Source organism: Paraburkholderia sp. BL18I3N2, assembly GCF_003001875.1.
GTDB lineage: Bacteria > Pseudomonadota > Gammaproteobacteria > Burkholderiales > Burkholderiaceae > Paraburkholderia > Paraburkholderia phytofirmans.
Window position 1 is genome coordinate 264,708 of the sequence record NZ_PVNC01000007.1, and the last position, 23,851, is coordinate 288,558.

General features: G+C 63.7%; 21 protein-coding genes and 1 tRNA gene. 10 read left to right on the top strand and 12 right to left on the bottom strand.

Annotation, left to right across the window (positions count from 1 at the left end):
• Positions 1–24 precede the first annotated feature (24 nt).
• Entirely contained in the window at positions 25–1,380 is a 1,356-nt protein-coding gene (locus tag B0G75_RS20975) for a YbfB/YjiJ family MFS transporter (RefSeq protein WP_106309677.1), read from the bottom strand.
• Positions 1,381–1,494: 114 nt separating this feature from the next.
• Between B0G75_RS20975 and B0G75_RS20980 the strand changes: the two genes are divergently transcribed.
• Positions 1,495–2,412: a LysR substrate-binding domain-containing protein gene (locus tag B0G75_RS20980; RefSeq protein ID WP_106309680.1), complete on the top strand. Its 918-nt coding sequence runs from the start codon at positions 1,495–1,497 to the stop codon at positions 2,410–2,412.
• A 166-nt stretch (positions 2,413–2,578) separates the two neighbouring features.
• Here the strand turns inward: B0G75_RS20980 and alaS are convergent, their stop codons facing one another.
• Positions 2,579–5,203, bottom strand: coding sequence for an alanine--tRNA ligase (gene alaS, locus B0G75_RS20985; RefSeq protein WP_106309683.1), 2,625 nt, complete (start codon positions 5,201–5,203; stop codon positions 2,579–2,581).
• Between the two features lie 377 nt (positions 5,204–5,580).
• On the opposite strand from alaS, the gene B0G75_RS20990 reads away from it, so the two are divergent.
• On the top strand, positions 5,581–6,801 hold the full coding sequence (locus tag B0G75_RS20990) for a CaiB/BaiF CoA-transferase family protein (protein WP_106309686.1): 1,221 nt from the start codon (positions 5,581–5,583) through the stop codon (positions 6,799–6,801).
• A gap of 104 nt (positions 6,802–6,905) precedes the next feature.
• Here B0G75_RS20990 and B0G75_RS20995 read toward each other — a convergent pair whose 3' ends face one another.
• Together B0G75_RS20995 and ggt are read right to left on the bottom strand one after the other, a co-directional pair.
• Positions 6,906–7,466 (bottom strand): alpha/beta hydrolase, encoded by a 561-nt coding sequence (locus B0G75_RS20995; RefSeq protein ID WP_106309689.1) that lies wholly within the window; start codon positions 7,464–7,466, stop codon positions 6,906–6,908.
• 89 nt (positions 7,467–7,555) lie between these two features.
• Positions 7,556–9,310, bottom strand: a complete 1,755-nt coding sequence (ggt, locus tag B0G75_RS21000) for a gamma-glutamyltransferase (protein WP_106309693.1) — start codon at positions 9,308–9,310, stop codon at positions 7,556–7,558.
• Positions 9,311–9,874: 564 nt separating this feature from the next.
• On the opposite strand from ggt, the gene B0G75_RS21005 reads away from it, so the two are divergent.
• Together B0G75_RS21005 and B0G75_RS21010 are read left to right on the top strand one after the other, a co-directional pair.
• A complete protein-coding gene (locus B0G75_RS21005) occupies positions 9,875–11,584 on the top strand; it encodes a glutamine--tRNA ligase/YqeY domain fusion protein (protein WP_106309696.1) in 1,710 nt (569 codons plus the stop codon).
• A 137-nt stretch (positions 11,585–11,721) separates the two neighbouring features.
• The gene (locus B0G75_RS21010) at positions 11,722–12,696 is read left to right on the top strand and encodes a transporter substrate-binding domain-containing protein (protein ID WP_106309699.1); all 975 of its coding nucleotides are present in this window, start codon (positions 11,722–11,724) and stop codon (positions 12,694–12,696) included.
• 26 nt (positions 12,697–12,722) lie between these two features.
• On the opposite strand, the gene B0G75_RS21015 is transcribed toward B0G75_RS21010, so the two are convergent.
• A complete protein-coding gene (locus B0G75_RS21015; protein ID WP_106309701.1) occupies positions 12,723–13,172 on the bottom strand; it encodes an NUDIX hydrolase in 450 nt (149 codons plus the stop codon).
• 106 nt (positions 13,173–13,278) lie between these two features.
• On the bottom strand, positions 13,279–13,668 hold the full coding sequence (locus tag B0G75_RS21020; protein WP_106309704.1) for an RT0821/Lpp0805 family surface protein: 390 nt from the start codon (positions 13,666–13,668) through the stop codon (positions 13,279–13,281).
• 296 nt (positions 13,669–13,964) lie between these two features.
• Here B0G75_RS21020 and B0G75_RS21025 point away from each other — a divergent pair, with 296 nt between their 5' ends.
• Positions 13,965–14,204, top strand: a complete 240-nt coding sequence (locus B0G75_RS21025; RefSeq protein ID WP_106309707.1) for a hypothetical protein — start codon at positions 13,965–13,967, stop codon at positions 14,202–14,204.
• Between the two features lie 48 nt (positions 14,205–14,252).
• Here the strand turns inward: B0G75_RS21025 and B0G75_RS21030 are convergent, their stop codons facing one another.
• Positions 14,253–15,635, bottom strand: a complete 1,383-nt coding sequence (locus B0G75_RS21030; RefSeq protein ID WP_258194604.1) for a cytochrome-c peroxidase — start codon at positions 15,633–15,635, stop codon at positions 14,253–14,255.
• Between the two features lie 247 nt (positions 15,636–15,882).
• On the opposite strand from B0G75_RS21030, the gene B0G75_RS21035 reads away from it, so the two are divergent.
• Both B0G75_RS21035 and B0G75_RS21040 read left to right on the top strand, forming a co-directional pair.
• On the top strand, positions 15,883–17,460 hold the full coding sequence (locus B0G75_RS21035) for an acid phosphatase (protein ID WP_106309710.1): 1,578 nt from the start codon (positions 15,883–15,885) through the stop codon (positions 17,458–17,460).
• A 247-nt stretch (positions 17,461–17,707) separates the two neighbouring features.
• Positions 17,708–18,091: a DUF427 domain-containing protein gene (locus B0G75_RS21040; RefSeq protein ID WP_106309713.1), complete on the top strand. Its 384-nt coding sequence runs from the start codon at positions 17,708–17,710 to the stop codon at positions 18,089–18,091.
• A 153-nt stretch (positions 18,092–18,244) separates the two neighbouring features.
• Here B0G75_RS21040 and B0G75_RS21045 read toward each other — a convergent pair whose 3' ends face one another.
• The 4 genes from B0G75_RS21045 to B0G75_RS40235 form a co-directional block, all read right to left on the bottom strand.
• Entirely contained in the window at positions 18,245–18,703 is a 459-nt protein-coding gene (locus B0G75_RS21045) for a universal stress protein (RefSeq protein WP_106309716.1), read from the bottom strand.
• 370 nt (positions 18,704–19,073) lie between these two features.
• Positions 19,074–19,150: transfer RNA gene (locus B0G75_RS21050), tRNA-Arg, on the bottom strand.
• A 288-nt stretch (positions 19,151–19,438) separates the two neighbouring features.
• Positions 19,439–20,269 (bottom strand): undecaprenyl-diphosphate phosphatase, encoded by an 831-nt coding sequence (locus B0G75_RS21055; protein WP_106309719.1) that lies wholly within the window; start codon positions 20,267–20,269, stop codon positions 19,439–19,441.
• 317 nt (positions 20,270–20,586) lie between these two features.
• Positions 20,587–20,922, bottom strand: coding sequence for a hypothetical protein (locus B0G75_RS40235; RefSeq protein WP_146142528.1), 336 nt, complete (start codon positions 20,920–20,922; stop codon positions 20,587–20,589).
• Between B0G75_RS40235 and B0G75_RS21060 the strand changes: the two genes are divergently transcribed.
• The 3 genes from B0G75_RS21060 to B0G75_RS21070 all read left to right on the top strand — a co-directional run bounded on the left by B0G75_RS21060 (position 20,921) and on the right by B0G75_RS21070 (position 23,274).
• Positions 20,921–21,829, top strand: coding sequence for an aldose epimerase (locus B0G75_RS21060; protein WP_106309723.1), 909 nt, complete (start codon positions 20,921–20,923; stop codon positions 21,827–21,829). The genes B0G75_RS40235 and B0G75_RS21060 overlap by 2 nt on opposite strands.
• Before the next feature lie 194 nt (positions 21,830–22,023).
• Positions 22,024–22,734, top strand: a complete 711-nt coding sequence (locus B0G75_RS21065; protein WP_106309726.1) for a peptidoglycan DD-metalloendopeptidase family protein — start codon at positions 22,024–22,026, stop codon at positions 22,732–22,734.
• Positions 22,735–22,947: 213 nt separating this feature from the next.
• Complete coding sequence (locus B0G75_RS21070) at positions 22,948–23,274, top strand: hypothetical protein (RefSeq protein WP_012433822.1); 327 nt, start codon at positions 22,948–22,950, stop codon at positions 23,272–23,274.
• Positions 23,275–23,584: 310 nt separating this feature from the next.
• Here B0G75_RS21070 and B0G75_RS40240 read toward each other — a convergent pair whose 3' ends face one another.
• Positions 23,585–23,833, bottom strand: a complete 249-nt coding sequence (locus B0G75_RS40240; RefSeq protein WP_146142529.1) for a hypothetical protein — start codon at positions 23,831–23,833, stop codon at positions 23,585–23,587.
• Positions 23,834–23,851 lie beyond the last annotated feature (18 nt).

Below are 23,851 nucleotides of genomic sequence, written 5' to 3' on the forward strand. Positions count from 1 at the left end.
GGCGACGCCTTTACCGATGTGCGCTCAGTTGCAGCCGCATTCGGGCATGCGGCCCCGGCCGCGCGGGATGCGCGCGACGACGATCAACCCGGCCGCGCCCACCAGCAACGCACCCGCCGCCAGCCACAAGGCCGGCGAAAACGAGCCGGTCTGCTCCGCGATCGGCGCGGCAACCAGTGGGCCAACGATCTGACCGACGCCGTAGGCCGCCGTCGCGTAACCCATCAGACCCGCAGCGTCGTCGCCACGCAGACGCCGCGCCTCACGCATCGCGAACAGCGTGATCGCGGTGAACGGCAGGCCGATCAGAATGCTGCCGAACGAGAAACCGCCCGCTGTCGGCCAGACAATGCCGAGGACGATGCCGCACGCCTGCAGCACATAGCAGCCGGCGAGCAGCGTGCGGTTGTCCCAATGCACCGGAAAACGCGCCGCCAGCAGCGCGCCGACGATCAGCGCCGCGCCGAACATCGGCCAAAACAGGTCGGGCCACGATGAACCGGGCAAGGCGTGACGTGCGATGACAGGCAGGAACGTCGCGGTGATGATGTAGCCGAAACCGGGGATGCCGTAGAGGAAGATGAGCCAGAGGGCGTCGGCGTGGTGGGTGGCGGCGTGGTGGGTGGCGCGGGTGGCGGTGGCTTGGGTTGCGGTGGCTTGGGTTGCGGTGGCTTGGGTTGCGGTGGGTCGGGTGGCGGTGGGTCGGGCGGCGGCGGCTTGGGTCGCGGTGGGTTGCGCGGCGGTGGGTCGGGCCGCGGCGCCAGACGCCGCGCCAGACGCCGCGCCAAACACCGGCCAAACCACAATCGACAGAACCGCCGCAATCAGCCCGAAGCCGAGCCATCCGATCGTGGCCCCGTACCCACCCGCCACGCTGACCAGCAGCCCCGTGCCGACGATGCCCACCCCCGGTCCCGTGTAGATCACCCCGCCCCACCCGTGCGCACCAAGTTCGGCGAGCCGCCGCAAGCCCCACTGCGACGCGAATACGAACGTCCAGGCACTAACCGCGCCCGCGATGAACCGTACCGTCGCCCAGATCCAGAACTGGCTCGTCACGCCCATCATCAGCGTCAGCAACACCGTCGCGGCGAGCCCCGCGCGCACCATGCGCGCCGGCTCGATCCGCAGCGCCGCGCACGTGAGCGCGCCGACGAAATACCCCGCGTAATTGAACGACGCCAGCCAGCCGCCATGCTGAATGTCGAGCGGCGGCTGACCGAACCCGTGGCCGTGAAGCATCAGCGGCAAAAGCGGCGTGAATGCGAATCGCCCGATACCGAGCGCGACGGCCAGCGTGACCATGCAGGCAAGCGCCGCGCGGCGGGCGGCGTGACGTTCGGCGAAGCCGCCGTGCGCGGTGGAGGCGAGGTCGTTCATAGGCAAGGGCAATAAATGCAGTCAACGAGTCAGATGGCGTACCTGCATACTAGCTTGACCTTTCAATCACGAAAAATGAATAATTCGGATATCACCCATCGCCGAGAGAGAATCATGGATCTGGCCGCTTTGACCATTTTTCGCACCGTCGTGCGGGAAAACGGCGTGACGCGCGCTGCCGCCAAGCTCAATCGCGTGCAATCGAACGTCACCACGCGCATCAAGCAGCTCGAGGAACAATTGGGCACCGACCTGTTCATCCGCGACGGGCGTCGTCTCGTGCTGACGCCAGCAGGCGAGACGCTGCTGCCGTATGCCGAGCGCCTTCTCGCGCTCGCGGATGAAGCGCGTCACGCGGTGCGTGAGGATCGTCCGAGCGGACGGTTGCGTTTGGGCACGATGGAGAGTGTCGCCGCGACGCGTCTTCCCGCACTGCTGGCGCGTTATCACCAGCAGTGGCCCGCCGTCGCGCTGGAACTCGAGATCGGCACGACCGGCAAGCTGATCGAGCGGGTACGTGAATTCGAAGTGGATGCGGCGTTGGTGGCGACGCCGTTGGATTCGGCCACGCTCGGCGATTTATTCGAGTCGGTGCCGCTGTTTCGGGAAGAACTGGTGATGCTGACGCCGCGCGGGCATCGGCCGATTCGCGACGTTCGGGACATTGCGTTGTCGACGCTGATCGCGTTCGAGCGCGGCTGTGCTTACCGGTCTTATATCGAGAAGTGGTATCTGGAGCACGGCGTGAGGCCGGCGCGCGTGCTGGAACTGGGCTCTTATCACGCGATCGTGGCCTGCGTGGCCGCCGGCGCGGGGGTTGCGGTCGCGCCTCGGTCGGTGCTGAATTTGCAGACCGACGCCAGCAATATTGCCGTGCATGAACTGGCCGATATCGGCGTGATCGAGACACTGCTGGTGTGGCGACGCGGACATTTTTCGTCCGCGCTGAACGCGCTGAAGCAGGCGCTGGTGATGCGGCAGGATGCGGTGAATTCGACCGGGATTGCGACCGCCGCGGAGGGTGCAGTCTGATCTTTGGCTGCACCGCCGGCATCCATCAAAACGAACACTGCCAGCAAAATCGAGGCTCGGCGCGCCGCCAATCCAAAACCCGGCGCGCCTGACTCTTAAAAAACTTGGGCCACGCTAGACGCCCAATCTTCCGGCGCCCCGCGTGGCCCACCCGATCACATCAGAATCAAAGCTGGGCTTCGATCCAACCCTTGACGCCAGCCAGCGCCGCCGGCAGATTCGCCGGCTCGGTGCCACCAGCCTGAGCCATGTCCGGACGGCCGCCGCCCTTGCCGCCGACTTGCTGCGCCACGAAGTTGACCAGTTCGCCTGCCTTGACCTTCCTGCTCGCGTCCGCCGTGACGCCGGCGATCAGGCTCACCTTGCCGCCTTCGACCGACGCCAGCACGATCGCCGCGCTCTTCAGCTTGTCCTTCAGCTTGTCGACGGTTTCGCGCAGCGTCTTGACGTCCGCGCCTTCGAGCGTGGCCGCCAGCACGTGCACGCCGCCGACTTCGATCGCCTGACCCGCCAGCTCGTCGCCCTGGCTCGACGCCATCTTCGACTTCAGCGCGCTCAGTTCCTTCTCCAGCGACTTCACCTGATCCTGAACCTGCGTGATCCGCTGCGTCAGTTCCGACGGTTGCGCCTTCAACACGGCCGCGGCCGCATTGATGCGCGCGTCGAGGTCTTGCACGAAGCGCACGGTATTGTCGCCCGTGATCGCTTCCACGCGACGGATGCCCGCCGCCACGCCGCCTTCCATCACGATCTTGAAGAGGCCGATGTCGCCGGTGCGATGCACGTGCGTACCACCGCACAATTCACGCGAGAAGCCCAGGTCGAGCACGCGCACTTCGTCACCGTACTTCTCGCCGAACAGCGCCATCGCGCCGCCCTTCACCGCTTCGTCGAACGGCATGACGCGCACGATACCGGGCGCATTCGCCAGTACTTCGGCGTTGACGATTTCTTCGACGCGGCGGATCTGCTCGTCCGTCATCGGCGCGTTGTGCGCGAAGTCGAAACGGGTCTTGTCCGCGTCGACGAGCGAGCCCTTCTGCTGCACGTGCGAACCGAGCACTTCACGCAGCGCCTTGTGCATCAGGTGCGTGGCCGAGTGGTTGCGTTGCGTGCGAGCGCGGCGCACCGCGTCGATTTCCGCCTTGACGACGTCGCCTACCTTTAGCGTGCCCTGTTCGAGCGTGCCGTGATGACCGACCACGTCGGCCTGCACCTTCAGCGTATCGCTCACCGCGAAGCGCACGCTCGCGTTGGCCAGCACGCCCTGGTCGCCGACCTGGCCGCCCGACTCCGCGTAGAACGGCGTGTGGTCCAGCACGACGACAGCCTGCTGGCCGCCACGCACGTCCTTCACCGAGGCGCCGTCCACATACAACGCGATTACCTTTGCGTCGTCGAAGACGATTTCTTCGTAACCGTGGAACGTGGTCTTCGCGCCCGAGTATTCGAGGCCCTGCGCCATCTTGAACTTGCCCGCCGCGCGAGCCTGCTCGCGCTGACGCGCCATGGCTTCGTCGAAGGCGGCTTCGTCGACCGTCACTTCGCGCTCGCGGCACACGTCTGCCGTCAGATCAAGCGGGAAGCCGTACGTGTCGTGCAGCTTGAATGCGAGTTCGCCGTCGAGCGTCTTGCCGCCCTTGGCTTCGAGGTCGGCCAACGCGCTCTCGAGAATCGACATGCCGTGTTCGATGGTCTCGAAGAAGCGCTCTTCTTCCTGACGCAGCACGTCGGTCACGCGTTGTTCGGCTTCCTTCAGTTCCGGGTACGCGCCGCCCATTTGCGCGACGAGGTCGGCCACCATGCGATGGAAGAACGAACCCTTCTTGCCCAGCTTGTAGCCATGGCGGATCGCGCGGCGCACAATGCGGCGCAGCACGTAGCCGCGGCCTTCGTTGCCCGGAATCACACCGTCGACGATCAGGAACGAGCACGCGCGGATGTGATCGGCAATCACCTTCAGCGAGTTGTTGGTCAGATCGCTCACGCCGGTTTCGCGGCCGGCCGCCTTGATCAGCGCCTGGAACAGGTCGATCTCGTAGTTGCTGTGCACGTGCTGCAGCACGGCGGCGATACGCTCCAGACCCATGCCGGTGTCGACGCACTGCTTGGGCAGCGGCGTCATGTTGCCTTGCGCGTCGCGGCTGAACTGCATGAACACGAGATTCCAGATCTCGATGTAGCGGTCGCCGTCTTCCTCGGGCGATCCCGGCGGGCCACCCCAAACGTCCGGACCGTGGTCGTAGAAGATTTCCGAGCACGGGCCGCACGGACCGACATCGGCCATCTGCCAGAAGTTGTCCGACGCGTAGCGCGCGCCCTTGTTGTCGCCGATGCGGATGATGCGCTCGACCGGCACGCCCACCTCTTTCGCCCAGATGTCGTGCGCTTCGTCGTCTTCGTGATAGACGGTGACCCACAGCTTGTCTTTCGGCAGCTGGTACACGCCCGTGAGCAGCTCCCACGCGTAGTGAATCGCGTCGCGCTTGAAGTAGTCGCCGAACGAGAAGTTGCCCAGCATTTCGAAGAACGTGTGGTGACGCGCGGTGTAGCCGACGTTTTCCAGATCGTTATGCTTGCCGCCGGCGCGCACGCTGCGCTGCGCGGTCGTGGCACGCGAATACGGGCGCGATTCCGCGCCGAGGAACACATCTTTGAACTGCACCATTCCCGAATTGGTGAAGAGCAGCGTCGGGTCGTTGCCGGGCACAAGGCTCGACGAGCGAACGATCGTATGGCCCTTCGATTCGAAGAACTTGAGGAATTTCTCGCGGATTTCTGCGGCTTTCATAGCGGGCGGGGGACGGGTTTGCCAGTTCACTGGCTGTTACCGGCGGCATCGTGGGATGCGCCAACTGTTTGTTTCTTAAACGACTGATTATACGGGATCGGCGCCCGTGCGCGGCGGGGCGGGCTGCATGGTTGGCCGTTCGGCCAGGTTTGAGCGGGCGGCGCGGGACATAACGGCGCTTTGCGGGGCCCGTCATTCGTCCTATGCCGTTCGGCCGACTGCGCGTGCGCGCGGGAATCGCTTAAGATTGCCTCCATCCCGCAGCGCCTCGCGCGCCGCCTGGCTACTCGCAACTACGTGCATGGGACCCGCCTTGCATGGGACCAGACTAAGCGCTAAAGCGTTAACTCTGGTCGACAAAGGAGACATCGAACAATATGGGCGCTCTCAGTCATATCCGCGTGCTGGATCTCACACGCGTACTCGCCGGCCCCTGGTGCGCGCAGACTCTCGCCGATTTCGGCGCCGACGTGATCAAGATCGAACGCCCCGAAGTGGGCGACGACACCCGCCACTGGGGCCCGCCGTACCTCAAGACGCCGGAAGGCGAGGACACGCGCGAGGCCGCGTACTACCTTGCGGCGAACCGCAACAAGCGCTCGGTCACCGTGGACATCGCCTCTCCCGAAGGTCAGCGGATCATTCGCGAGCTGGCCGCGCAGAGCGACGTAGTGCTGGAGAACTACAAGGTCGGCCAGTTGAAGAAGTACGGCCTGGACTATGCGTCGCTCAAGGAAGTGAAGCCGGACCTCATCTATTGCTCGGTGACCGGCTTCGGGCAGACCGGGCCGTATGCGCAGCGCGCCGGGTACGACTTCATCGTGCAAGGCATCGGCGGCTTCATGAGCATTACCGGCGAGCGCGACGGCCAGCCGGGCGGCGGCCCGCAGAAGGCCGGCGTCGCGATCGCCGACCTCATGACCGGCATGTATTCGACCATCGCCGTGCTCACCGCCCTCACCCACCGTGACCGGACGGGCGAAGGCCAGTACATCGACATGGCGCTGCTCGACGTGCAGGTCGCGATGCTTGCCAACATGAACTCGAACTACCTGGCGAGCGGCCAGCCGCCGGTGCGCTGGGGCAATGCGCATCCGAACATCGTGCCGTACCAGACCTTCCAGACGAGCGATGGCTGGATCATCGTCGCGGTCGGCAACGACGGGCAGTTCCGCAAGTTCGTCGAAGCGGGCGGCCGCCCGGAACTGGCGGACGACGAGCGCTTTGCCACCAACCCGGCGCGGGTGCGCAACCGCGACATCCTCGTACCGATTCTCTCGGAGATGGTCCGCCTGCAGGGCAAGCAGCAATGGATCGCCGCGCTCGAAGCGGCGGGTGTGCCGTGCGGGCCGATCAACGATCTCGGCGAAGTCTTCGAGAACGAGCAGGTGGTGGCGCGCGGGCTGCAGGTGGATCTGCCGCATCCGTCGGGCGGAACGGTCAAGCTGGTGCGCAATCCGATCAATATGACAGGCACGCCGCCCGAAGCGCTTGCCCATCCGCCCACCCTCGGGGAGCATACGGAGAGCATCTTGCGCGACGTGCTGGGCTATGACGAAGCCAGGATTGCGGCGTTGCGAAGCCAGTCCGTGATTTGAGTCTGCGGTCAGGCTGCCGCGAGGTCCGAAGATGCGAGGTGTGCAGCGTAACGCCGGGATGAACGTAGCCCAGAAACGGGCTTCCAGATCGACGGCGCGGCCGGCTAGCGCGGCCCGAACGACTCCAGCCACTCACGCCCTTCGTCCCAATCGCCGAGTCCGCTGTCCGCGTTGATATGGCCACGCGCGCTGAGGTCAATCCAGCGGCTGCCCCACGCGTTCGCACAAGTCTGCGAAAACGGCACGCCGCCGTAGGGATCATCGCTGCTGGCGACGACAATGGTCGGAAACGGCAAGCGCTCGAGCGGCACAGGTGCGAAACCGCGCGCGTCCCGCGGAAAATGCGCCTCGCCCGGATCGGGTAGCGCAACCAGCAACGCGCCCGCCACCTTCGCAAGCTGCGCGGCGCTCGCGTATTGCGCCGCCCAGAATGCCGTCGTCAGGCAGCCGAGGCTATGCGCGGCGAAGACCACGGGCGCATCGGCGGCGGCCACGGCGGCGTCGAGTGTGCGACACCAGGCGTCGCGCTCAGGGTGATCCCAGTCCGGCATCCGCACCCGCACGAATGCCGGATTCAGTTCTTCCCAACGCGTCTGCCAATGGCCGGCGCCGGAGTTCTGGTAGCCCGGCAGAACCAGCGTGGTGGACTGTTTTCGTGCGCTCATCCGCGTTCCCCGTCGAAGGTTGTCAATTGCAGTTTATTGTTTTTGGCCTGCGGTATTTGCTCGCGCCGGCGCAAGCCCGCATCGCCGCGTCAATGCATCACGCGCCCCACGCCCACACCGCGCGGATCCGCCGCAGGCACGGGCGTCGTACCCTCGATACGGATCATCTGCACGTCGCCGTTGAACGACTGCCCTTCGAGCGTGTAGCCCTTGGCCTGTAACTGCTCGGCCAGTTCACCCGTGATCGGACGATACGGCTCGAAATAGATCGTCTTCTGCGGCAACAACTGGTGGTGGAAACGCATCGCGGCGAGCGCGTCGGCGGGCGACATGTTGAAGTCATACAGGTCGGTCATCACCTGGAAGATCGACGTCAGGATGCGCGAGCCACCCGGCGTGCCGATCACGAGCGACACCTTGTTGTCCTTCAGCAGAATGGTCGGCGTCATCGACGACAGCGGACGGCGTCCCGGCGCCACCGTGTTCAGTTCGGCGCCGCTTGCGCCGGACGCGTTCGCGCCGGCGGGTTTGGTGACGAAGTCGTCCATGGCGTCGTTCAGCAGAAAGCCGGCGCCGTCCACCACCACGCCCGAACCGAAGTCCCCGTTCAGCGTGTAAGTGTTCGACACGGCGTTGCCCCACTTGTCGACCACCGAGAAATGCGTGGTTTGCGCCTTCTCCGGCGCCGCGTCGCCGAGGCCAGGCTTGACCGGCGTCGCGCCCGGCACTTCGTCGGGTTTGACTTCGTCGGCGCGCTGCGCGAGGTAGGCGTCGTCGATCAGTTTGCCGGTCGGCACCTTGTACGCATCCGGATCGCCCAGGTATTGCTGGCGATCGGCGAACACGCGGTCCTCGATCTGCGCGATCAGATGGATGTACGGCACGGAATTCAGCTCAAGACCATCGAACGCCTGCTTCAAGTCGGCCTTCATCTTCAGCATCTGGATCAGACCCACGCCGCCCGAACTCGGCGGCGGCGCGGTGACGACCTGATAACCGTTCCAGTCGGCGGTAAGCGGCTGGCGCCACACGGCCTTGTATTGAATCAGATCCTGTTTCGTGACGAGACCGTGGCCGTACATCTGCTGGGCGATCAGGTCGGCGGTGCGGCCTTCATAGAATTCGCGCCCGCCGTCGCTTGCAATGCGCGACAGGGTCTGCGCCAGTTCAGGCTGGCGGTACGTCACGCCCGCCTTGAGATTGGAGAAGTAGGCGTCGAAGTTGGTCTTGCCGGCGAAACTCTTCGCCGCCGCGTCATGGCGTTGCTGCAACCACGGTTCGACCTGGAAGCCGTCGGTGGCATAGCGGATCGCGGGCGCGAGCACCTGCTTCCACTTCAGTTTGCCGAAACGCTGCTGCGCCTCCCACATGCCCTCGACGGTGCCCGGCACGCCCACCGCGCGGTGCCCGACGGCGCTCATGCTCGGCAGCAGATTGCCCTTGTCGTCGAGATACATGTCGCGGGTCGCCTGTTGCGGCGCGCTCTCGCGATAGTCGAGAAAGTACGGCTTGCCGTCCATGAACACGGTCATGAACCCGCCGCCGCCGAGGTTGCCCGCATCCGGCGCGGTCACGGCCAGCGTGAAGGCGATGGCGACGGCGGCATCCACCGCGTTGCCGCCGGCGGCGAAGATCTGCTGCGCCGTGTCCGCGCTGTAGCGGTCCGGCACGGCCACCGCCGACGCGTCGAGCACGGCCTTGGGCGGCGGTGTTTTCGCCAGCGCGACCGCGGGCGCGGCCGCGCCGCCCGCAAAAGCGGCGAGCACGGCCGACACGGTCAGGATCCGGGTCAGGGAAAGAAAGGTGAAAGGCGCGCGAGGCGCGCCGTGCGTCGGGACAGACATCCGAGAAACTCCGGCAACTGAGGGCGCCATGGTGCACGAACGGCAGGAAATCGTGCAAGGCGACAAAGGGCGATGCGGCCTGCGTGGACGGCTGCGACGAGTGCACGCGCTGCGCGTTCCGGCGCAAGCTGCACTGCCCCGGGGGAAAAATCGGGCGGCGGTCATGTAAGGCGAGGCGGCTAATGGGCGTCTCAATGCGCGCGATGGTTGCCCGCCACCGACTCACACCGAACGAAACGCGGCCTGACTGCCTGCTCGATGCGGCGGACCGAAAGCGGGCGCATACGGCCCATTGCGGCGCCAGAACACGCCAGGACACTTCACGCGGGCATCCCGTGCGGCCCTCGCGGGAGAACCCGCGCCGCTCGCATCCTAAGTCGGCGGCGCTCGCGTGAACAAAACGTTTTACCTCCTGTTACAGCGCCGCCAGCCCCCTGAATTACCGTCAAAATGGCTCAAACGTTGGCGGCACGCCGCACTCGCCTGCCGCGACGGGACGCGTCAGGTAGAATTGTCGAATAAGAGGACGCATTGCGCGCCCCCGACAGACTCTCACCATCTCGCATGAATACCGAACGCAACGACGCGCCAGCGGCATCCAATTTCATCCGCAACATCATTGACGACGACAACCGCACCGGCAAGTGGGGCCAGCGCGTCGAAACGCGCTTTCCGCCCGAGCCGAACGGCTATCTGCATATCGGTCACGCCAAGAGCATCTGCCTGAATTTCGGCGTGGCGCGCAGCTACGGCGGCGTGTGCCATCTGCGCTTCGACGACACCAATCCGGAAAAGGAAAGCGTCGAATACGTCGACTCGATCATCGACGCCGTGCGCTGGCTCGGCTTCGAGTGGGAAAAAGACGGCAAGGCCGAGCTCTACTACGCGAGCGACTACTACGACAAGCTGTACGAATTCGCCGAACTGCTGATCGAGCGCGGCAAGGCCTACGTTGACAGCCAGTCGGCCGAAGAAATGCGCGCGAACCGCGGCTCGGCCACGGAAGTCGGCACGCCGTCGCGCTTCCGCGAGCGTTCGGTGCAGGAGAATCTCGACCTGTTCCGCCGCATGAAGGCCGGCGAGTTCCAGGAAGGCGAGCACGTGCTGCGCGCGAAGATCGACATGTCTTCGCCGAACTTCAACATGCGCGATCCGGTGATCTACCGGATCCGCTTCGCGCATCACTACCGTACCGGCGACAAGTGGTGCGTGTACCCGATGTACGACTACACGCACTGCATCTCGGACGCGCTGGAAAACATCACGCATTCGCTGTGCACGCTGGAGTTCGAAGACCATCGTCCGCTGTACGACTGGATTCTGAACGAGCTCGCCGAGGCCGGCATTTTCACGCGCCCGCTGCCGCAGCAAATCGAGTTCTCGCGCCTGAACCTGACCTACGCGATCACCAGCAAGCGCAAGCTGCTGCAACTCGTGACCGAAGGCCATGTGGACGGCTGGGACGATCCGCGCATGCCGACCATTGTTGGCGTGCGTCGGCGCGGCTTCACGCCGGAATCGATCCAGTTGTTCTGCGAGCGCATCGGCGTGACCAAGGTCGATTCCTGGATCGACATGAGCGTGTTCGAAGGCGCGCTGCGCGACGATCTGGACGAAAAAGCGCCGCGCACCGCCGCCGTGCTCGATCCGGTCAAGCTGATCATCGACAACTTTCCGGAAGGCGTCACCGAGCCGTGCAATGCGCCGGTCCATCCGCATCATCCGGAAATGGGCGTGCGCGAGTTTCCGATTTCGCGCGAACTGTGGATCGAACGCGACGATTACAACGAAACGCCGCCGAAGGGCTATTTCCGCCTGTTCCCGGGCAACAAGGTGCGCCTGCGTTACGGCTACGTGATCGAATGCGTCGGCGCGGACAAGGACGAGAACGGCAACATCGTCGCGGTCCATTGCAACTATTTCCCGGACAGCAAATCGGGCACCGAAGGCGCGAACAACTATAAGGTCAAGGGCAACATCCACTGGGTCAGCGCGGCAGCCGCGTGCCCGGCCGAAGTGCGCATCTACGACCGCCTCTTCAAGGAACCGCAACCGGACGCCAGCGGCCGCGATTTCCTCGAAGCGCTGAATCCGGATTCGAAGCGCGTGGTCAACGCCTACCTTGAGCCGGGCGCGCGCGAAGCGCTGCCGGAACAGCGCTATCAGTTCGAGCGTCACGGCTATTTCGTCGCCGACCGCGTCGATTCGAAGCCGGGTAAGCCCGTATTCAATCGCATCGTCAGTCTGCGCGACAGTTGGGGCAAGCCGGCGTAATCTGGACGCACCCTTTTACCGCGCATCTGAGGTTGGATTCGGCGTGCGTCTTGATCGAAGATGCACGCCGTTTTGTTGCACCATGTTCCATCGACAGTGACGGCGCGGCATCCGCAAACGCCAGTCCGGGAGGTCCGATGAAAGTTGCAGGCCGCCGCAGGGCCAGTATCCGGCACGCGACGGGGCGCACGGCATACGCCGCGCGTTTCGTCCATGGCGCACGTTGCGCGTTCGTGGCGCTGACCACCTTCGGTGCGGCGTCTCTCGCCTGCTCCGCCCAGACGGATGAACTCACCGGCACGCTGAGAAAAATCCACGACGACGGCGTGGTCGTGCTCGGCGTGCGTGAAGCGTCGATTCCTTTTTCCTACTTCGACGGCAAGGGCACGGTCGGCTACTCGCAGACCATCGCGCTGCAGATCGTCGAAGAGATCAAGAAAACGCTCGGCATGCCGCAACTGAAGGTGCACGAGATCACGGTGACCTCGTCGAACCGCACGCCGATGCTGCTGAACAACCAGATCGATCTGGAATGCGGCTCGACCACCCACACGGTGGAACGCGAAAACGTGGCCGCGTTCTCGAACAGTTTTTTCCAGTATGCGGTGCGCATGATCGCGCGCAAGAACGCCGGCATCACGGATTTTCAGGATCTGGCCGGCAAAGCGGTCGTGACGACCGCGGGTACTTCGGATGAACGTCTGCTGCGCCGCCTGAACACCGACAAGCTTCTGAAAATGCGCATTACCAGCGCGCGCGACCATTCCGAGGCATTCAACACGCTCAAGGACGGCCACGCGGTGGCCTTCGTGATGGACGAGCCGATCGTGTACGGATTCAAATCGACCGATCCGCGTCCCGACGATTTCGTGGTGACGGGCACGCCGCTGGGCTACGAAGTCTACGCGTGCATGTTCCGCAAAGGCGACGAGCCGTTCCGCACCCTCGTCAACGGCGTGATCGCGCGCGGCCAGACTTCCGGTGAAGCGGAGCGTCTGTACAAGCAGTGGTTCACACAACCCATTCCGCCGCACGGCATCAATCTGAATTTTCCGCTGTCGGAGCAGAACCGCGCCCTGTTCGCGCATCCGAACGACCGCGCACTCGACTGAAGCGTCGCGCGGTTACGGCCTCGCCGCTACAGCGACCGATGCAGTTCCGCGAGTGACAGCGTGGTCTGAAAGAGCCGCGTGAGACTGCGGCTCGCATACTTGTCCACCTCGTCCGGCGCGGCCCAGCGGTAGGCGTCCATTTCGGGGATCAGCGTGCCGTCGGAGCGGCGCGGGAAGAGCGACGTGCAGGTGCACACGCTCAGATCGAGTTCATCGACGGTGGCACGCGCGCCGAACAGATGCAGATCCTTGTCGCGCCGATAGACGAACAAGCCGAGGTCTTTCAGACGCTCGGGCTCGATGACGATACCGGTCTCCTCGACCATCTCGCGCAACGCGGTGACGTGCGGCGCCTCGCCTTCTTCGCCGTGTCCTTTCGGGATGTCCCAGTGCGACGTTTCGGTGGCGTGCGCAAGCAGCACGCGGCCGTCCGGGTCGAGCAAGACGATGCCGCACGAAATTATCCGAGTGCTCATCGCCGCACCATTTCAAGCAGCCGCACAAATCCGCCGACATGCACGCGCACGGCTTCGGGCCGCCTCCGGTGCCAACCGGCGCGCGCCGCCATCAAGGCCTGCATGCTCAGTGCTTTTTCTGCAATTGCCAGGTGCCGCTGCCCTGCTTGCAGAACTGCGGGCGCAGGTTCATCGATTGCCCCTTGGCATTCAGCACGACGCCGACGTCGCGACAGGTGCGATCGCCGTCTTTGGCCGTGCTGGCCATCGTGATCGCGGCGTCGATCTTCACGCTATTGCCCGTGCCTTCGTTGACCCAGGTCGCGGTTTCGCCGTCCTGCTTCTCGTTCAGTGCGGCGAAGACCGCCTTTTTGACGGAGTCGATGTCGCGTTGCTTCATGTAGCTGATCGGCGTGTCGTTCAGAAAGCCAAGATTCGCAGCGTGTGCTCCGATCGCAGTACCCAGCAACAGGCTACCGGCGGTCAGTTGAGACAGGACACGGGTTCGCATCGACATGAAGGGTTCTCCTCGAAAGTGTTCGGCGGTCTCGAGCGCGCATGACGTCTCGTGATCTGGACCCCAAAAGCATAGCATGTCGCTCTCGGAGGAACCGCGAGAAACGGCCGCGTGCCGAAGCGGACGAAAGGAGCGCCAGCCCCGCACACGACGCGCCTCATTCCCGGAATCGCGCGCCAGCGGACACAGTGGGCGCCCCTAATTTTAGGACAGCTCCCATTCCTGGCACCAGGACGCCTTCTTAAGATTGATCGGTTGCGCCCCCCGCGCGAATCAGAATCTGAAGACGCCCCGCCATGCACACCCTCCCCGCCCTCGAAATCATTGCCATCGCGCTTGCGCTGCTGTGCGTCGCGCTCGTGCCGGTTGCCATCGGCCGCGATCCTGGACTCGCGCGGCGCGTCGTGCGCATGGACGCGTTGCCTCGCGCTCGCTGGCCCAATCTGCTGACGCGCGTCGGCGTCGCCTGCCTGTTGCTGTCCTTCGCGCTGCTGCTCGCCGCTTGCTATTACATGTTGGCGAGCGCCGGCAACTAATCTTTGCCCGAGCGATCAACTACGCCAGCGGCAATCGCCTCGCTCGCCTCACTTCGCGGCCACTGAATCGGCCGCCCCGCTTCCGGCCTTGTATCCGTCCGTCAGCGTATTCAAAAACGCGACCACGTCCTTGATTTCAGCCTCGTCGAGCGCCGGCTTGTCACCCGGCTTGCGGTCGAACGGCGGATCGGTATTCAGATTGGCCCAGTACTGCTGAGGCAGATCGTCGAACTTCCGCACTCTGCCTTTTGCCACCGGATAGAACTTCTCCGGGTTCGTGTCGCGCTCGGCATAGAAGCGCACCACCTGATCGAGCGAATGGTAGATGCCGTTGTGGAAGAAGCTTTTCTTCAGCGCGACATTGCGCAGCGTCGGCGTGCGGAAGATCCCGCAAAACTCGGCACGCCCCTTCAGATCGGTGCGCTCCGGGCCGCATGCGCCGAGGTCGTAGAAATGCGGATCGCGATTCACGGACAGCGAGCGATTGCGCGGCACGCCGATCGCGATCAGACCGAAATCGCTGAACTGCGGCGGCGCGCCGTCCATGCTGCGCTGGCTGATGTGACAGCTCGCGCAATTGCCTTTTTTCTCATCGTTGAAAAGTTGCAGGCCGCGCAGTTCGGCTTGTGTCAACTGCGCCTTGCCCGCCAGATAGGCGTCGTATTTGCTGGTGTACGGATAGAAAGTTTCCGGCGTCTGCTCGAAGGTTTCGAGCGCTTGCAGCACCGCTTTGAAGGTGGCGTCGTCGCTGTCGAAAATGTGTGCGCCGAATGCCGCGCGGAAAGCGTCGGCGTAAGGCGCGGCCTTGACCGCCGCGGCGACCTTGGCCGGCGAGCTGCCCATTTCGAACGACGACAGCAGCGGAATGCGCGCCTGGTCGCCGCCCCGGTCGACGCGGCCATCCCAGGTCAGGCCGCCGGTGGGTCCGGCATCCACGCTTTCGTCGCCTTCGTCGTCCGATTCGTGATAGTGCTCGGCGAATGCCGGCACCGATTGCAAGTACTTCAGCGTCGGCGCGGCGCGCATGCCGGTGCGGTGCATATCGTTGCCACCCAATTGCACCGACAACGCATTGGCCGGCGAGAACCCATGTTCCGGGCTGTGACACGACGCGCAAGCGAGCTTGCCCGAACCGGAGAGCGATGCGTCGAAAAATAGTTGCTTGCCGAGCGCCGTCATCTGCCGCACGGATTCGTACACCTGCGCGCGAGACTGGCCCGATTCATGAGCGGCGACTTGCACAACCGAAGCCGCCAATGGCACGGACGAAGGCGATACGCCCGCGCCCGAGCTCGCGACGGCACCCGTGCCCGGGGAGCCCGCATCGCACGCGGCAAGCGTCAAGGTCATGGCAGCCAGCGCGAACGCCGTCGCTTGCCGCAGGCGCTTCGTCGCGAGCCCGGCGCGATGCCGCGCGTCGACCCGAGCCATTGTTTTCCGAATCCCCGTCAGACCTGGCCGCATATGAAGATGTGAGTTTGCGATAGTGAAGTCCGCGAGCGTATTTCATGCGCATGTCGTTTAAATGACATACGGCCGACGTTATTTTTGAGTCAGAAGCGATTCGTAATTAATTACATCTTTCTGTCAAATTGCCTTGCCAAACTTTCGCTCGCGGCCATCCGCGTAAGGAGTTCAGATGGCCCGTCCCCAACGCGAGAGAGAGAAACCACATCAAATGAACAAGAAACTGATCTGCGCGACGCCCATCGCGATCGCAGCAGCGTTGAGCCTGTATGCGTGCGGCGGTGACAAGGTCAACGAACCGGACATCACATCGATCAAGAACGTCGTGGTGATCTACGCGGAAAACCGCAGCTTCGACAACCTGTACGGCAACTTTCCGGGCGCCAACGGTCTGCAGAACGTGACGGCGGCGAGCGCCACGCAGGTGGATCGCAACGGCACCGTGCTCGCGACGCTGCCGCAGGTGTGGAACGGTCTGACGCAAACCGGCGTGACGCCGGTGGTCACGCAGGCCATGACGGCGAATCTGCCGAACAGCCCGTTCGCCATCGACGACCCGAAGGGTTTCAACACGCCGATCACGGCGACGACGCGCGACCTGTACCACCGCTTCTACGAAAACCAGATGCAGATCAACGGCGGCAAGAACGACAAGTTCGCCGCGTGGGCGGATTCGGGCGGCCTCGTGATGGGCCACTACACGCTCGACGCGGACAAACTGCCGCTGTGGAAGATCGCCCAGCAATACACGCTCGCCGACAACTTCTTCATGGGCGCATTCGGCGGCTCGTTCCTGAACCACCAGTGGCTGATTTGCGCGTGCACGCCGACTTATCCGAACGCGGACAAGAGCGTGGCGGCCGGCTCGATCTCGTCGGTGGAAAGCGACGGTGTCACGCTCAAGGCCGCGTCCAACTCGCCGGCTTCAGCGCTGAGCGGTCCGCCCAAATACGTGAATTCGGGCAACCTCACGCCTGACTTCTACGCGATCAACACGATGCAGCCGCCGTATCAGCCGAGCGGCAACAAACCGGCGAGCGGCGGCGATGCGAACTTCGCCGATCCGAACCTGGCCACCACCCTGCCGGCGCAGTCGCAGCAGCACATCGGCGATCTGCTGAACAACGCGAAGGTGTCGTGGGCATGGTACAGCGGCGCCTGGGGCGCGGCGGTGTCAGCGGCGCAGAACGGCACGTCGAACGTGATTTACGGCGCGAATCTGACGGCGCCGAATTTCCAGCCGCATCATCAGCCGTTCAACTATTTCGCCGACCTCGCACCGGGCACCGCGAACCGTTCGCAGCATCTGCTCGACGGCGGTCTGGCCGGCTCGGAGTTCATCAAGGCGATCGATAGCGGCACGCTGCCGCAAGTGTCGTTCTACAAGCCGCAGGGCAACCTGAACGAACACCCGGGCTACACCGACGTGGCGTCGGGCGACCAGCACATCGCGGACGTCATCTCGCATCTGCACAAGAGCCCGCAGTGGAACAACATGGTGGTGGTCGTGACGTACGACGAAAACGGCGGTTTCTGGGATCACGTGGCGCCGCCGAAGGCCGACCGCTGGGGTCCGGGCACGCGTATTCCCGCGCTGATCATCTCGCCGTACGCGAAGAAGGGTTACGTCGATCACACGCAGTACGACACCACGTCGATCCTGCGCTTCATCACGCACCGCTTCTCGCTGCCGACACTGCCGGGTATCGCGGCGCGCGACGCGGCGCTGGTCAGCAACGGCGGCAAGCCGATGGGCGACCTCACGGCTGCGTTGAACATCAAGCAGTGAGCGAAAGGCGCAACTCGTTCAAGACCGGAAGGAAGATGTTAAGCGTTAAGCAACAGTCCGCCTGAGGGCGAGACTTTGACAGGGCAGCTTCGGCTGCCCTTTTTTATGGCCGCGTCGTGACCGCCGAGTCCGACGCGTTTTCATGAGCGGCGTATGCTTCGAACCAGAACGCGATCGTCTCGTCGAACGCGGCTCGATATCTTCCGCAACACGTTGCAGACTTGCCCACATTCAGGAGTTCGACAGCATGACTGAAAAAACCATCAAGGTGCCCGGCCCCGACCATCCGATCACGGTTGAACCGTCCAACGCGCGCGTCGTCGTGACCGTCGCCGGCAAGGTGATCGCGGATACCCACAAAGCACTCGTTCTGCGCGAAGCGTCGTATCCGCCGGTGTATTACATTCCGCGCAACGACGTCGAAATGACGCTGCTGGAGCGCACGGATCACGCGACCTACTGTCCTTACAAGGGCGATTGCGCGTACTACAGCATTCCGTCGGGTGGTGAAAAGACAGTCAATGCGGTGTGGACTTATGAGTCGCCGTATGCGGCCGTGAAGGAGATCGCGCAACATCTGGCGTTCTATCCGAACCGCGTCGACTCGATCGATGTGAAACCAGCGCAGTGACAGTCGCGCGTAGCGCCGCGGTTCGGCGCTTCGTGCGCTGCCGCCGTGGCTGCCGAAGGGCTCGACGATGGATGCACTCCGCGATGGCCCACAACATCTCACTTGCTGGAACGGCTGCGGGGAATGGGCTACGGCCTGTCCCGCGTCATGGAGTCAGCTCTCGTCCCGGGTTTCGATCAGTACCGCACAGGGCGACCGGTCGATGACTTCTCCGCTGGTCGAAGGATTGGCCCAGCGGCGCAGCCGTGACAAATGGTGATGTCCCATCACAATGACCTCCGCGGTCAGCAGTCGGGCTTGTTCGATGACGACGTCGGCCGGACTATTTCCTGCGCACAGGTGCTGTTCCACCGTGAGATTCCGGTCGGCAAGCTGTGCGCCGGCGGCAGTCAGGACGGATTGTGCGAAAGATGTCTGCGCGTATGCGGACGGATAGTTCTGGCCATCGGGCGCGACATCGCTTTCGCTACCGGGAGGCAACAAATAGGCTGGGTCGACAACGCACAGAAGGTGCACGGTTGCGGTACCCGGCGCCGCGACGCGGCTGACCAGGTCGATGACGTGGACACTCTGGGGCGAGCCGTCCAGCGGAACGAGGAGGATATTGAACATGGCTGGCGATAAAGTCTGAAATCGGGAAGCGACACGTGTCGCCTTCAGCCGCGCGCATAGCCTAATAACAGTAGGCGAAAAGCCTCAAACTTTAAATTGATAAGTGGCGATCAAGCGAATAGGCAACTCGACGCTCAAGGTCCCGCGCCCTCGAATTTCGAAGGGCCCGGCTCGTATATGAAGTGGTCGTTCGAGATGACTTGGCGCATGACTCTGACGGCCGGTTTGATCCGATCAGCAAGCCTACCCAGAACACGTCCCCGCATGACGATCAGCGCGTGGTCACGCTCGATGCACAATCGGACATTGAAGAAACAAATTCGGCAACTCGACAGGGCGCGCACTGCCCCGCGAACAGATCTGATTTGATTGGTACGGCAGGAGGGACTCGAACCCCCCACCCTCGGCTTAGAAGGCCGATGCTCTATCCAGCTGAGCTACTGCCGTATTGAAGTGAGGCGATGCAACCCTGTACAACGTGCATCGCCCGCAATGAGAACCTGCTTTCGGGTATTGGAACCTGTGCCTCTGCAAGCCACAGGGTTCGCGGGATACCGAAATTCTAACTGACCGTGCCGTAGACGGGAAATCTACTCGGACGCCCGGCAAACAATCCGCGCGTCACACCGCCTGTCGCAAGTCACAAAACAAACGGGCCCGGCAAGTTGAGCCGGGCCCGGATTATAACCGATCGTCCCCTGCCCGCCGGCACGCTAACGGACATGGTGAACGCCATCAAGCCGGTTGCGGATGCAGCATGAACCAGCCGAGGAACACGATGCCGGCAATCACGCAATACACGCCGAACGACGCCAGACGTCCGCGGCCCTCGAAATAGCGCATCAGGAAACGCACGCTGAGATATGCGGCGATCGCGGTCAGCACGCCGCCGAGCAACGCATCGGCGAGTTGGCCCGGCGCATGGAACAGTTTAGGCAACTCGAGCACGCCGGCCGCGAAGATAATCGGCGTGCCGAGCAGGAACGAGAATTCCGCCGACTTCTCCGCCGTCAGGCCGGCAGCATTGCCGGCGATCATCGTCAGGCCACTGCGAGAGAAACCCGGAATCAACGCGCCGATCTGCGCGAGACCGACAAAAAACGCCTGACCGAAACTCAGCTTCTCCGGTGCCTGATGCGCGCGCGAACGCTGCAGGCGATCGCCGAGCCACAACAGCACACCGTTGACGATCAGCGCGATCGCCACGATCCGCAAGTCGTGAAAAAGCCGCTCGAGCCGTTTTTCCAGCAGCAGCCCAACCAGACCCGCCGGAATCGTACCGATGATGAGCGCCCACATCATGTGCGCGTCGTCGTTGCGGCGGCCGCCAAACGACGCGAAGAAGCCGCGCACCAACTCGCACCAGCGTTTGCGGAAGTACCACAGCAACGCAAGCGCGGTGCCGAGATGCAACGCGACGAGGAACGGCAGCAATTGCGGCGCGTGCTTGTCGATATGCATGCCGAACAGTGCGGGCACGAGCAATGTATGGCCGAGGCTGCTCACCGGAAACAATTCGGTGACGCCTTGCAGCACGCTCAGGAAGATGAGAAACGACAGGTTCACGCGGGGCGTCCTTGTAAGGAAAATGTCGGGGACAAGCGCGCCGCATAAGGAATCCACGGGCGCCTCAAAGCGCACCGATTATGCCTGGCTGCAATGTCAGCGCCAAGCGTTTGCACCGCATTCGGGGAAATATTGTGCGTCGCGTCACAACTCGAAACCGTTGTTACGGCGCAGAAAGAGAAACGGGCCGCCGTGAATGGCCGCCCTATGGGATCAGCAGAAATGACGTAAAGCGAACCGCGTGATGCCCGACAGGAGAATCGCTCAACAGGCCGGACGCCTCTGATGAGCAGAGTAAACCGGGCGGGACGCGCGGATCAGCGCTCGAGCTTGTAAAAGAAGTAGACCGTGCTTGCTGCGAACATGCCGAACAAAGTGCCAGCCATTGCCATTGCGAGATCCATACAGCCTCCTGAGGCAGTCTCGCCCGACGTCGAAGTTACCGGGCAGTCGGACGAATTATCAGCAAGAATGCCCTTGCGGCGACACCCGCAATTTCCCCAGAAGGGTTTCCCCGTAGCGGAAAGCAGCGCAAAATCATTCTCTCGCGCGGCGCCGCGCGGCAATTTCCGACGGTCGTACGCCAGGATGGCGCCGCCTGCGGGCACCCCCGGGTCTGCCTTCAACCTCTTACTCACCAATCCATCGACCATGCCCCTCTCCCCGCAACAGGACATTCTCGAGATCGCTCAGGACGCCTCCGTGCTCCGTTTCGCGCCGCAAGCCGGCGGCCGACTGATGTCGTGGACGATCGACGGCGAAGAAGTCATCCATTGGCCGGAGCATGCCGACTGGAGCCAGCCCGCGCGGATTCGCGGCGGCAATCCGTTGCTGTTCGCGTTTCTCGGCCGGCATCGTGTCGACGGCAAGATCGGTTACTGGCGTGACGCGGAAGGCACGGTGCGCGAACTGCCGATGCACGGCTTCGCCCGCGACCTGCCGTTCGAAGCCCACGCCGACGTGCACGGCGCCGGCCTGCGCATGATTCTGACCGACAGCGAGGCGACCCGGGGCGGCTATCCATTTGGATTCCGTTTCGAGGCCGCCTACGACCTCGTGGATGCGCATACGCTCGACGTCACGTTCACCACCACCAATACCGGCCATACGCGCCTGCCCTACTACGCCGGCCATCACTTCTACTTCACGCTGCCGCACACGCAGCGTGGCGAGACCTCGCTGGAACTGCCACGCACACAGCGCTGCTATCAGCAGGAGGACGGTTCGATCAGCGCCGCCGAGCCGGGCGAAGCGCGCTATACGCTCGACGAGGCGCGCATCCACGATCGCTTCCATTGCCTCGCCGGGACGCCCGATCAACCTGTACGGCTCGTCGCGCCGGGTCTCGACCGGCTCATCACCATCGACCTGCAACGGCCGGGTTCGGTGCCCTGGTACGCGGTGACCACGTGGACCGAAGCCGCGGAGTCGGACTTCTACTGCGTCGAACCGTGGCTCGGCTTGCCGGACGCGATTCACAACGGCAGGGGTTTGCGTTGGCTCGAAGCCGGGCAGACCGAGGTCGCCGCGCTGCGCATCAGCGTGGCCAAGCCAGGTTGATTGCCGGATTCCAGGCAGAGCAACGGGGTCGGCTGTAAGGCGAATTTCGCTGCATTTCGCCGCGTCTCGCGCCGCGCGCGCCTGCCGCGTGGTCCTTTTTCGCGTGCTGCAGCGCAAAACCGTTAGAATCGAGCGCTTTGTATCTACCTGCTGCGTGATCGGGATCGGCGCGCGGCAGCGCTTTGCGAGGTCCAATGGTAAGCACGACAAGAATGATGAAACGGCTCGCCTGCGCGTCGTTGGTGGCACTGCTCGCCGCGTGCGGGTCGGCGCCGGTGGGGCCGGGCTTTTATCGGGTGGAACGGGGCGATACGCTGTCGAAGATCGCGCGCAGTAGCCGGCAGTCGGTGCAAAGCATCGTGCGCTGGAACAATCTGACCAATCCGGACAGCATCGAGGTCGGCCAGGTGCTGCGCGTCGAGCCGCCGGCCGGCACGGCATCGACCAGTGGCGCGGTACGCAGCAGCGGAGGCGGCAGCGCTTCAGCCACGCCGCGTCCGGCGCCCGCAGACAGCGCACCGTCCGCGGCGCCGGCTTCGACGATCTCGCTGGTATGGCCGGCCGACGGCACGGTCATCCGGCGTTTCGACGGCGGCAATTCGAAGGGCATCGATATCTCGTCGGCAGCGGGCACGCCCGTGGTCGCCGCAGCGCCCGGCACAGTCGTGTACGCCGGCAACGGCTTGCGCGGCTACGGCAATCTGCTGATTCTCAAGCACAATGCCGAGTATCTGACCGCCTACGCGCACAACCGCACGCTGCTGGTGAAGGAAGGCGAGTCGGTCACACGCGGCGAGAAAATTGCCGAGATGGGCGACACCGATACCGATCGCGTGATGCTGCACTTCGAACTGCGCTATCAGGGCCGCTCAATCGATCCGTCGCGGGCGCTGCCGCCCCGCTAGCGGCTGGCTGGGGCATGAGCACTGGCTTGCCGTCGGCAAGCGCCCTGGGCCCGGTTTGCGCGGTTCGCGTGCTGTCCCGCCGCCTGCACCGTCCATTGCGGGCAGGCAGCCTGCAACCGCGGACGAGGGAACCCGGCGTGTTATAAAACGCTCAATCAGGACACGACGTGGCTTCGCGTCACGTCTTCCTCCGTCTATCTGTAAGGAATCTGTATGAAGAGCGCATTTGCGTCCGTCGCGACGGCTGCGGCGATCGGTCTCGGCCTGCTGACGCTGGGCAGCCTCGGCGGCTGCTCCAGTACCACCACCATGACCTACCTGCCGAGCGGCGACACCGGCTTTGCGATCAACTGCAGTGGCAGCGACGCAAGTTCGAGCTGGGCAGAGTGCTACAAGCGCGCGGGTGAAGTCTGCGGCAATTACGGCTACGACGTGGTATCGAAAGACGTCGACAACGGCGCGACCTCGGGTGGAACGGTCGGCGGTATTTTCGGTGCGAACGTCAAGAACCGGTCGATGGTGGTTCGCTGCAAGCAATGACGACGACGCCACGCGCGCCGCTGTCCGGACTAGCGGCGACGCCGGCGTCCTGAACGCGGATCGATGCGCGCGGCGAAAGCGACCAGCACGCCAAGCGCGACCGGGCAGACGCCGAGGAAAATGATTAGCGCGGTCATGCTCGAGGAAGGAGAGGTAAGTTTTCATGATCCGCTGCACATGTGAATCGACGGTGACTCGGACGTAGCGCGGCGAAAAAAAGCCCGGCACGAGGCCGGGCTAACGGGGGTTCGGCGCATATCGGCAAAGGACCGGTTCACCATGCGCCAGAACGAAATCTAACAACCCCCTTTTACAAGCGCAATATATTAATTTTCGCAATCAGTGTGATGCGGCGTACCGATTCCGCGTTACATGAACTGGAAAAGTCGGAATCAAACAGGCCAAATTCGCCCGCCGTTTCAACGTGAAACGCTTTAAATGGCGCGACTCGAAACCCGATATTGCCCGCCGGACCAGGCGAGGCAAGGGGCTCAACTGAAACGGCCGGAAAAGCCTGAGGAATTGGGGGCTGGCGGATTTCTGCTAACTCGTCCAGCATGATTCGGACGCTTTACGT

Excerpts from the sequence above, each read along its gene's own strand:
- B0G75_RS20975 (WP_106309677.1), bottom strand. The coding sequence starts at position 1,380 with ATGAACGACCTCGCCTCCACCGCGCACGGCGGCTTCGCCGAACGTCAC.
- B0G75_RS20980 (WP_106309680.1), top strand. The coding sequence starts at position 1,495 with ATGGATCTGGCCGCTTTGACCATTTTTCGCACCGTCGTGCGGGAAAAC.
- alaS (WP_106309683.1), bottom strand. The coding sequence starts at position 5,203 with ATGAAAGCCGCAGAAATCCGCGAGAAATTCCTCAAGTTCTTCGAATCG.
- B0G75_RS20990 (WP_106309686.1), top strand. The coding sequence starts at position 5,581 with ATGGGCGCTCTCAGTCATATCCGCGTGCTGGATCTCACACGCGTACTC.
- B0G75_RS20995 (WP_106309689.1), bottom strand. The coding sequence starts at position 7,466 with ATGAGCGCACGAAAACAGTCCACCACGCTGGTTCTGCCGGGCTACCAG.
- ggt (WP_106309693.1), bottom strand. The coding sequence starts at position 9,310 with ATGTCTGTCCCGACGCACGGCGCGCCTCGCGCGCCTTTCACCTTTCTT.
- B0G75_RS21005 (WP_106309696.1), top strand. The coding sequence starts at position 9,875 with ATGAATACCGAACGCAACGACGCGCCAGCGGCATCCAATTTCATCCGC.
- B0G75_RS21010 (WP_106309699.1), top strand. The coding sequence starts at position 11,722 with ATGAAAGTTGCAGGCCGCCGCAGGGCCAGTATCCGGCACGCGACGGGG.
- B0G75_RS21015 (WP_106309701.1), bottom strand. The coding sequence starts at position 13,172 with ATGAGCACTCGGATAATTTCGTGCGGCATCGTCTTGCTCGACCCGGAC.
- B0G75_RS21020 (WP_106309704.1), bottom strand. The coding sequence starts at position 13,668 with ATGTCGATGCGAACCCGTGTCCTGTCTCAACTGACCGCCGGTAGCCTG.
- B0G75_RS21025 (WP_106309707.1), top strand. The coding sequence starts at position 13,965 with ATGCACACCCTCCCCGCCCTCGAAATCATTGCCATCGCGCTTGCGCTG.
- B0G75_RS21030 (WP_258194604.1), bottom strand. The coding sequence starts at position 15,635 with ATGGCTCGGGTCGACGCGCGGCATCGCGCCGGGCTCGCGACGAAGCGC.
- B0G75_RS21035 (WP_106309710.1), top strand. The coding sequence starts at position 15,883 with ATGAACAAGAAACTGATCTGCGCGACGCCCATCGCGATCGCAGCAGCG.
- B0G75_RS21040 (WP_106309713.1), top strand. The coding sequence starts at position 17,708 with ATGACTGAAAAAACCATCAAGGTGCCCGGCCCCGACCATCCGATCACG.
- B0G75_RS21045 (WP_106309716.1), bottom strand. The coding sequence starts at position 18,703 with ATGTTCAATATCCTCCTCGTTCCGCTGGACGGCTCGCCCCAGAGTGTC.
- B0G75_RS21060 (WP_106309723.1), top strand. The coding sequence starts at position 20,921 with ATGCCCCTCTCCCCGCAACAGGACATTCTCGAGATCGCTCAGGACGCC.
- B0G75_RS40235 (WP_146142528.1), bottom strand. The coding sequence starts at position 20,922 with ATGGTCGATGGATTGGTGAGTAAGAGGTTGAAGGCAGACCCGGGGGTG.
- B0G75_RS21065 (WP_106309726.1), top strand. The coding sequence starts at position 22,024 with ATGGTAAGCACGACAAGAATGATGAAACGGCTCGCCTGCGCGTCGTTG.
- B0G75_RS21070 (WP_012433822.1), top strand. The coding sequence starts at position 22,948 with ATGAAGAGCGCATTTGCGTCCGTCGCGACGGCTGCGGCGATCGGTCTC.
- B0G75_RS40240 (WP_146142529.1), bottom strand. The coding sequence starts at position 23,833 with ATGCTGGACGAGTTAGCAGAAATCCGCCAGCCCCCAATTCCTCAGGCT.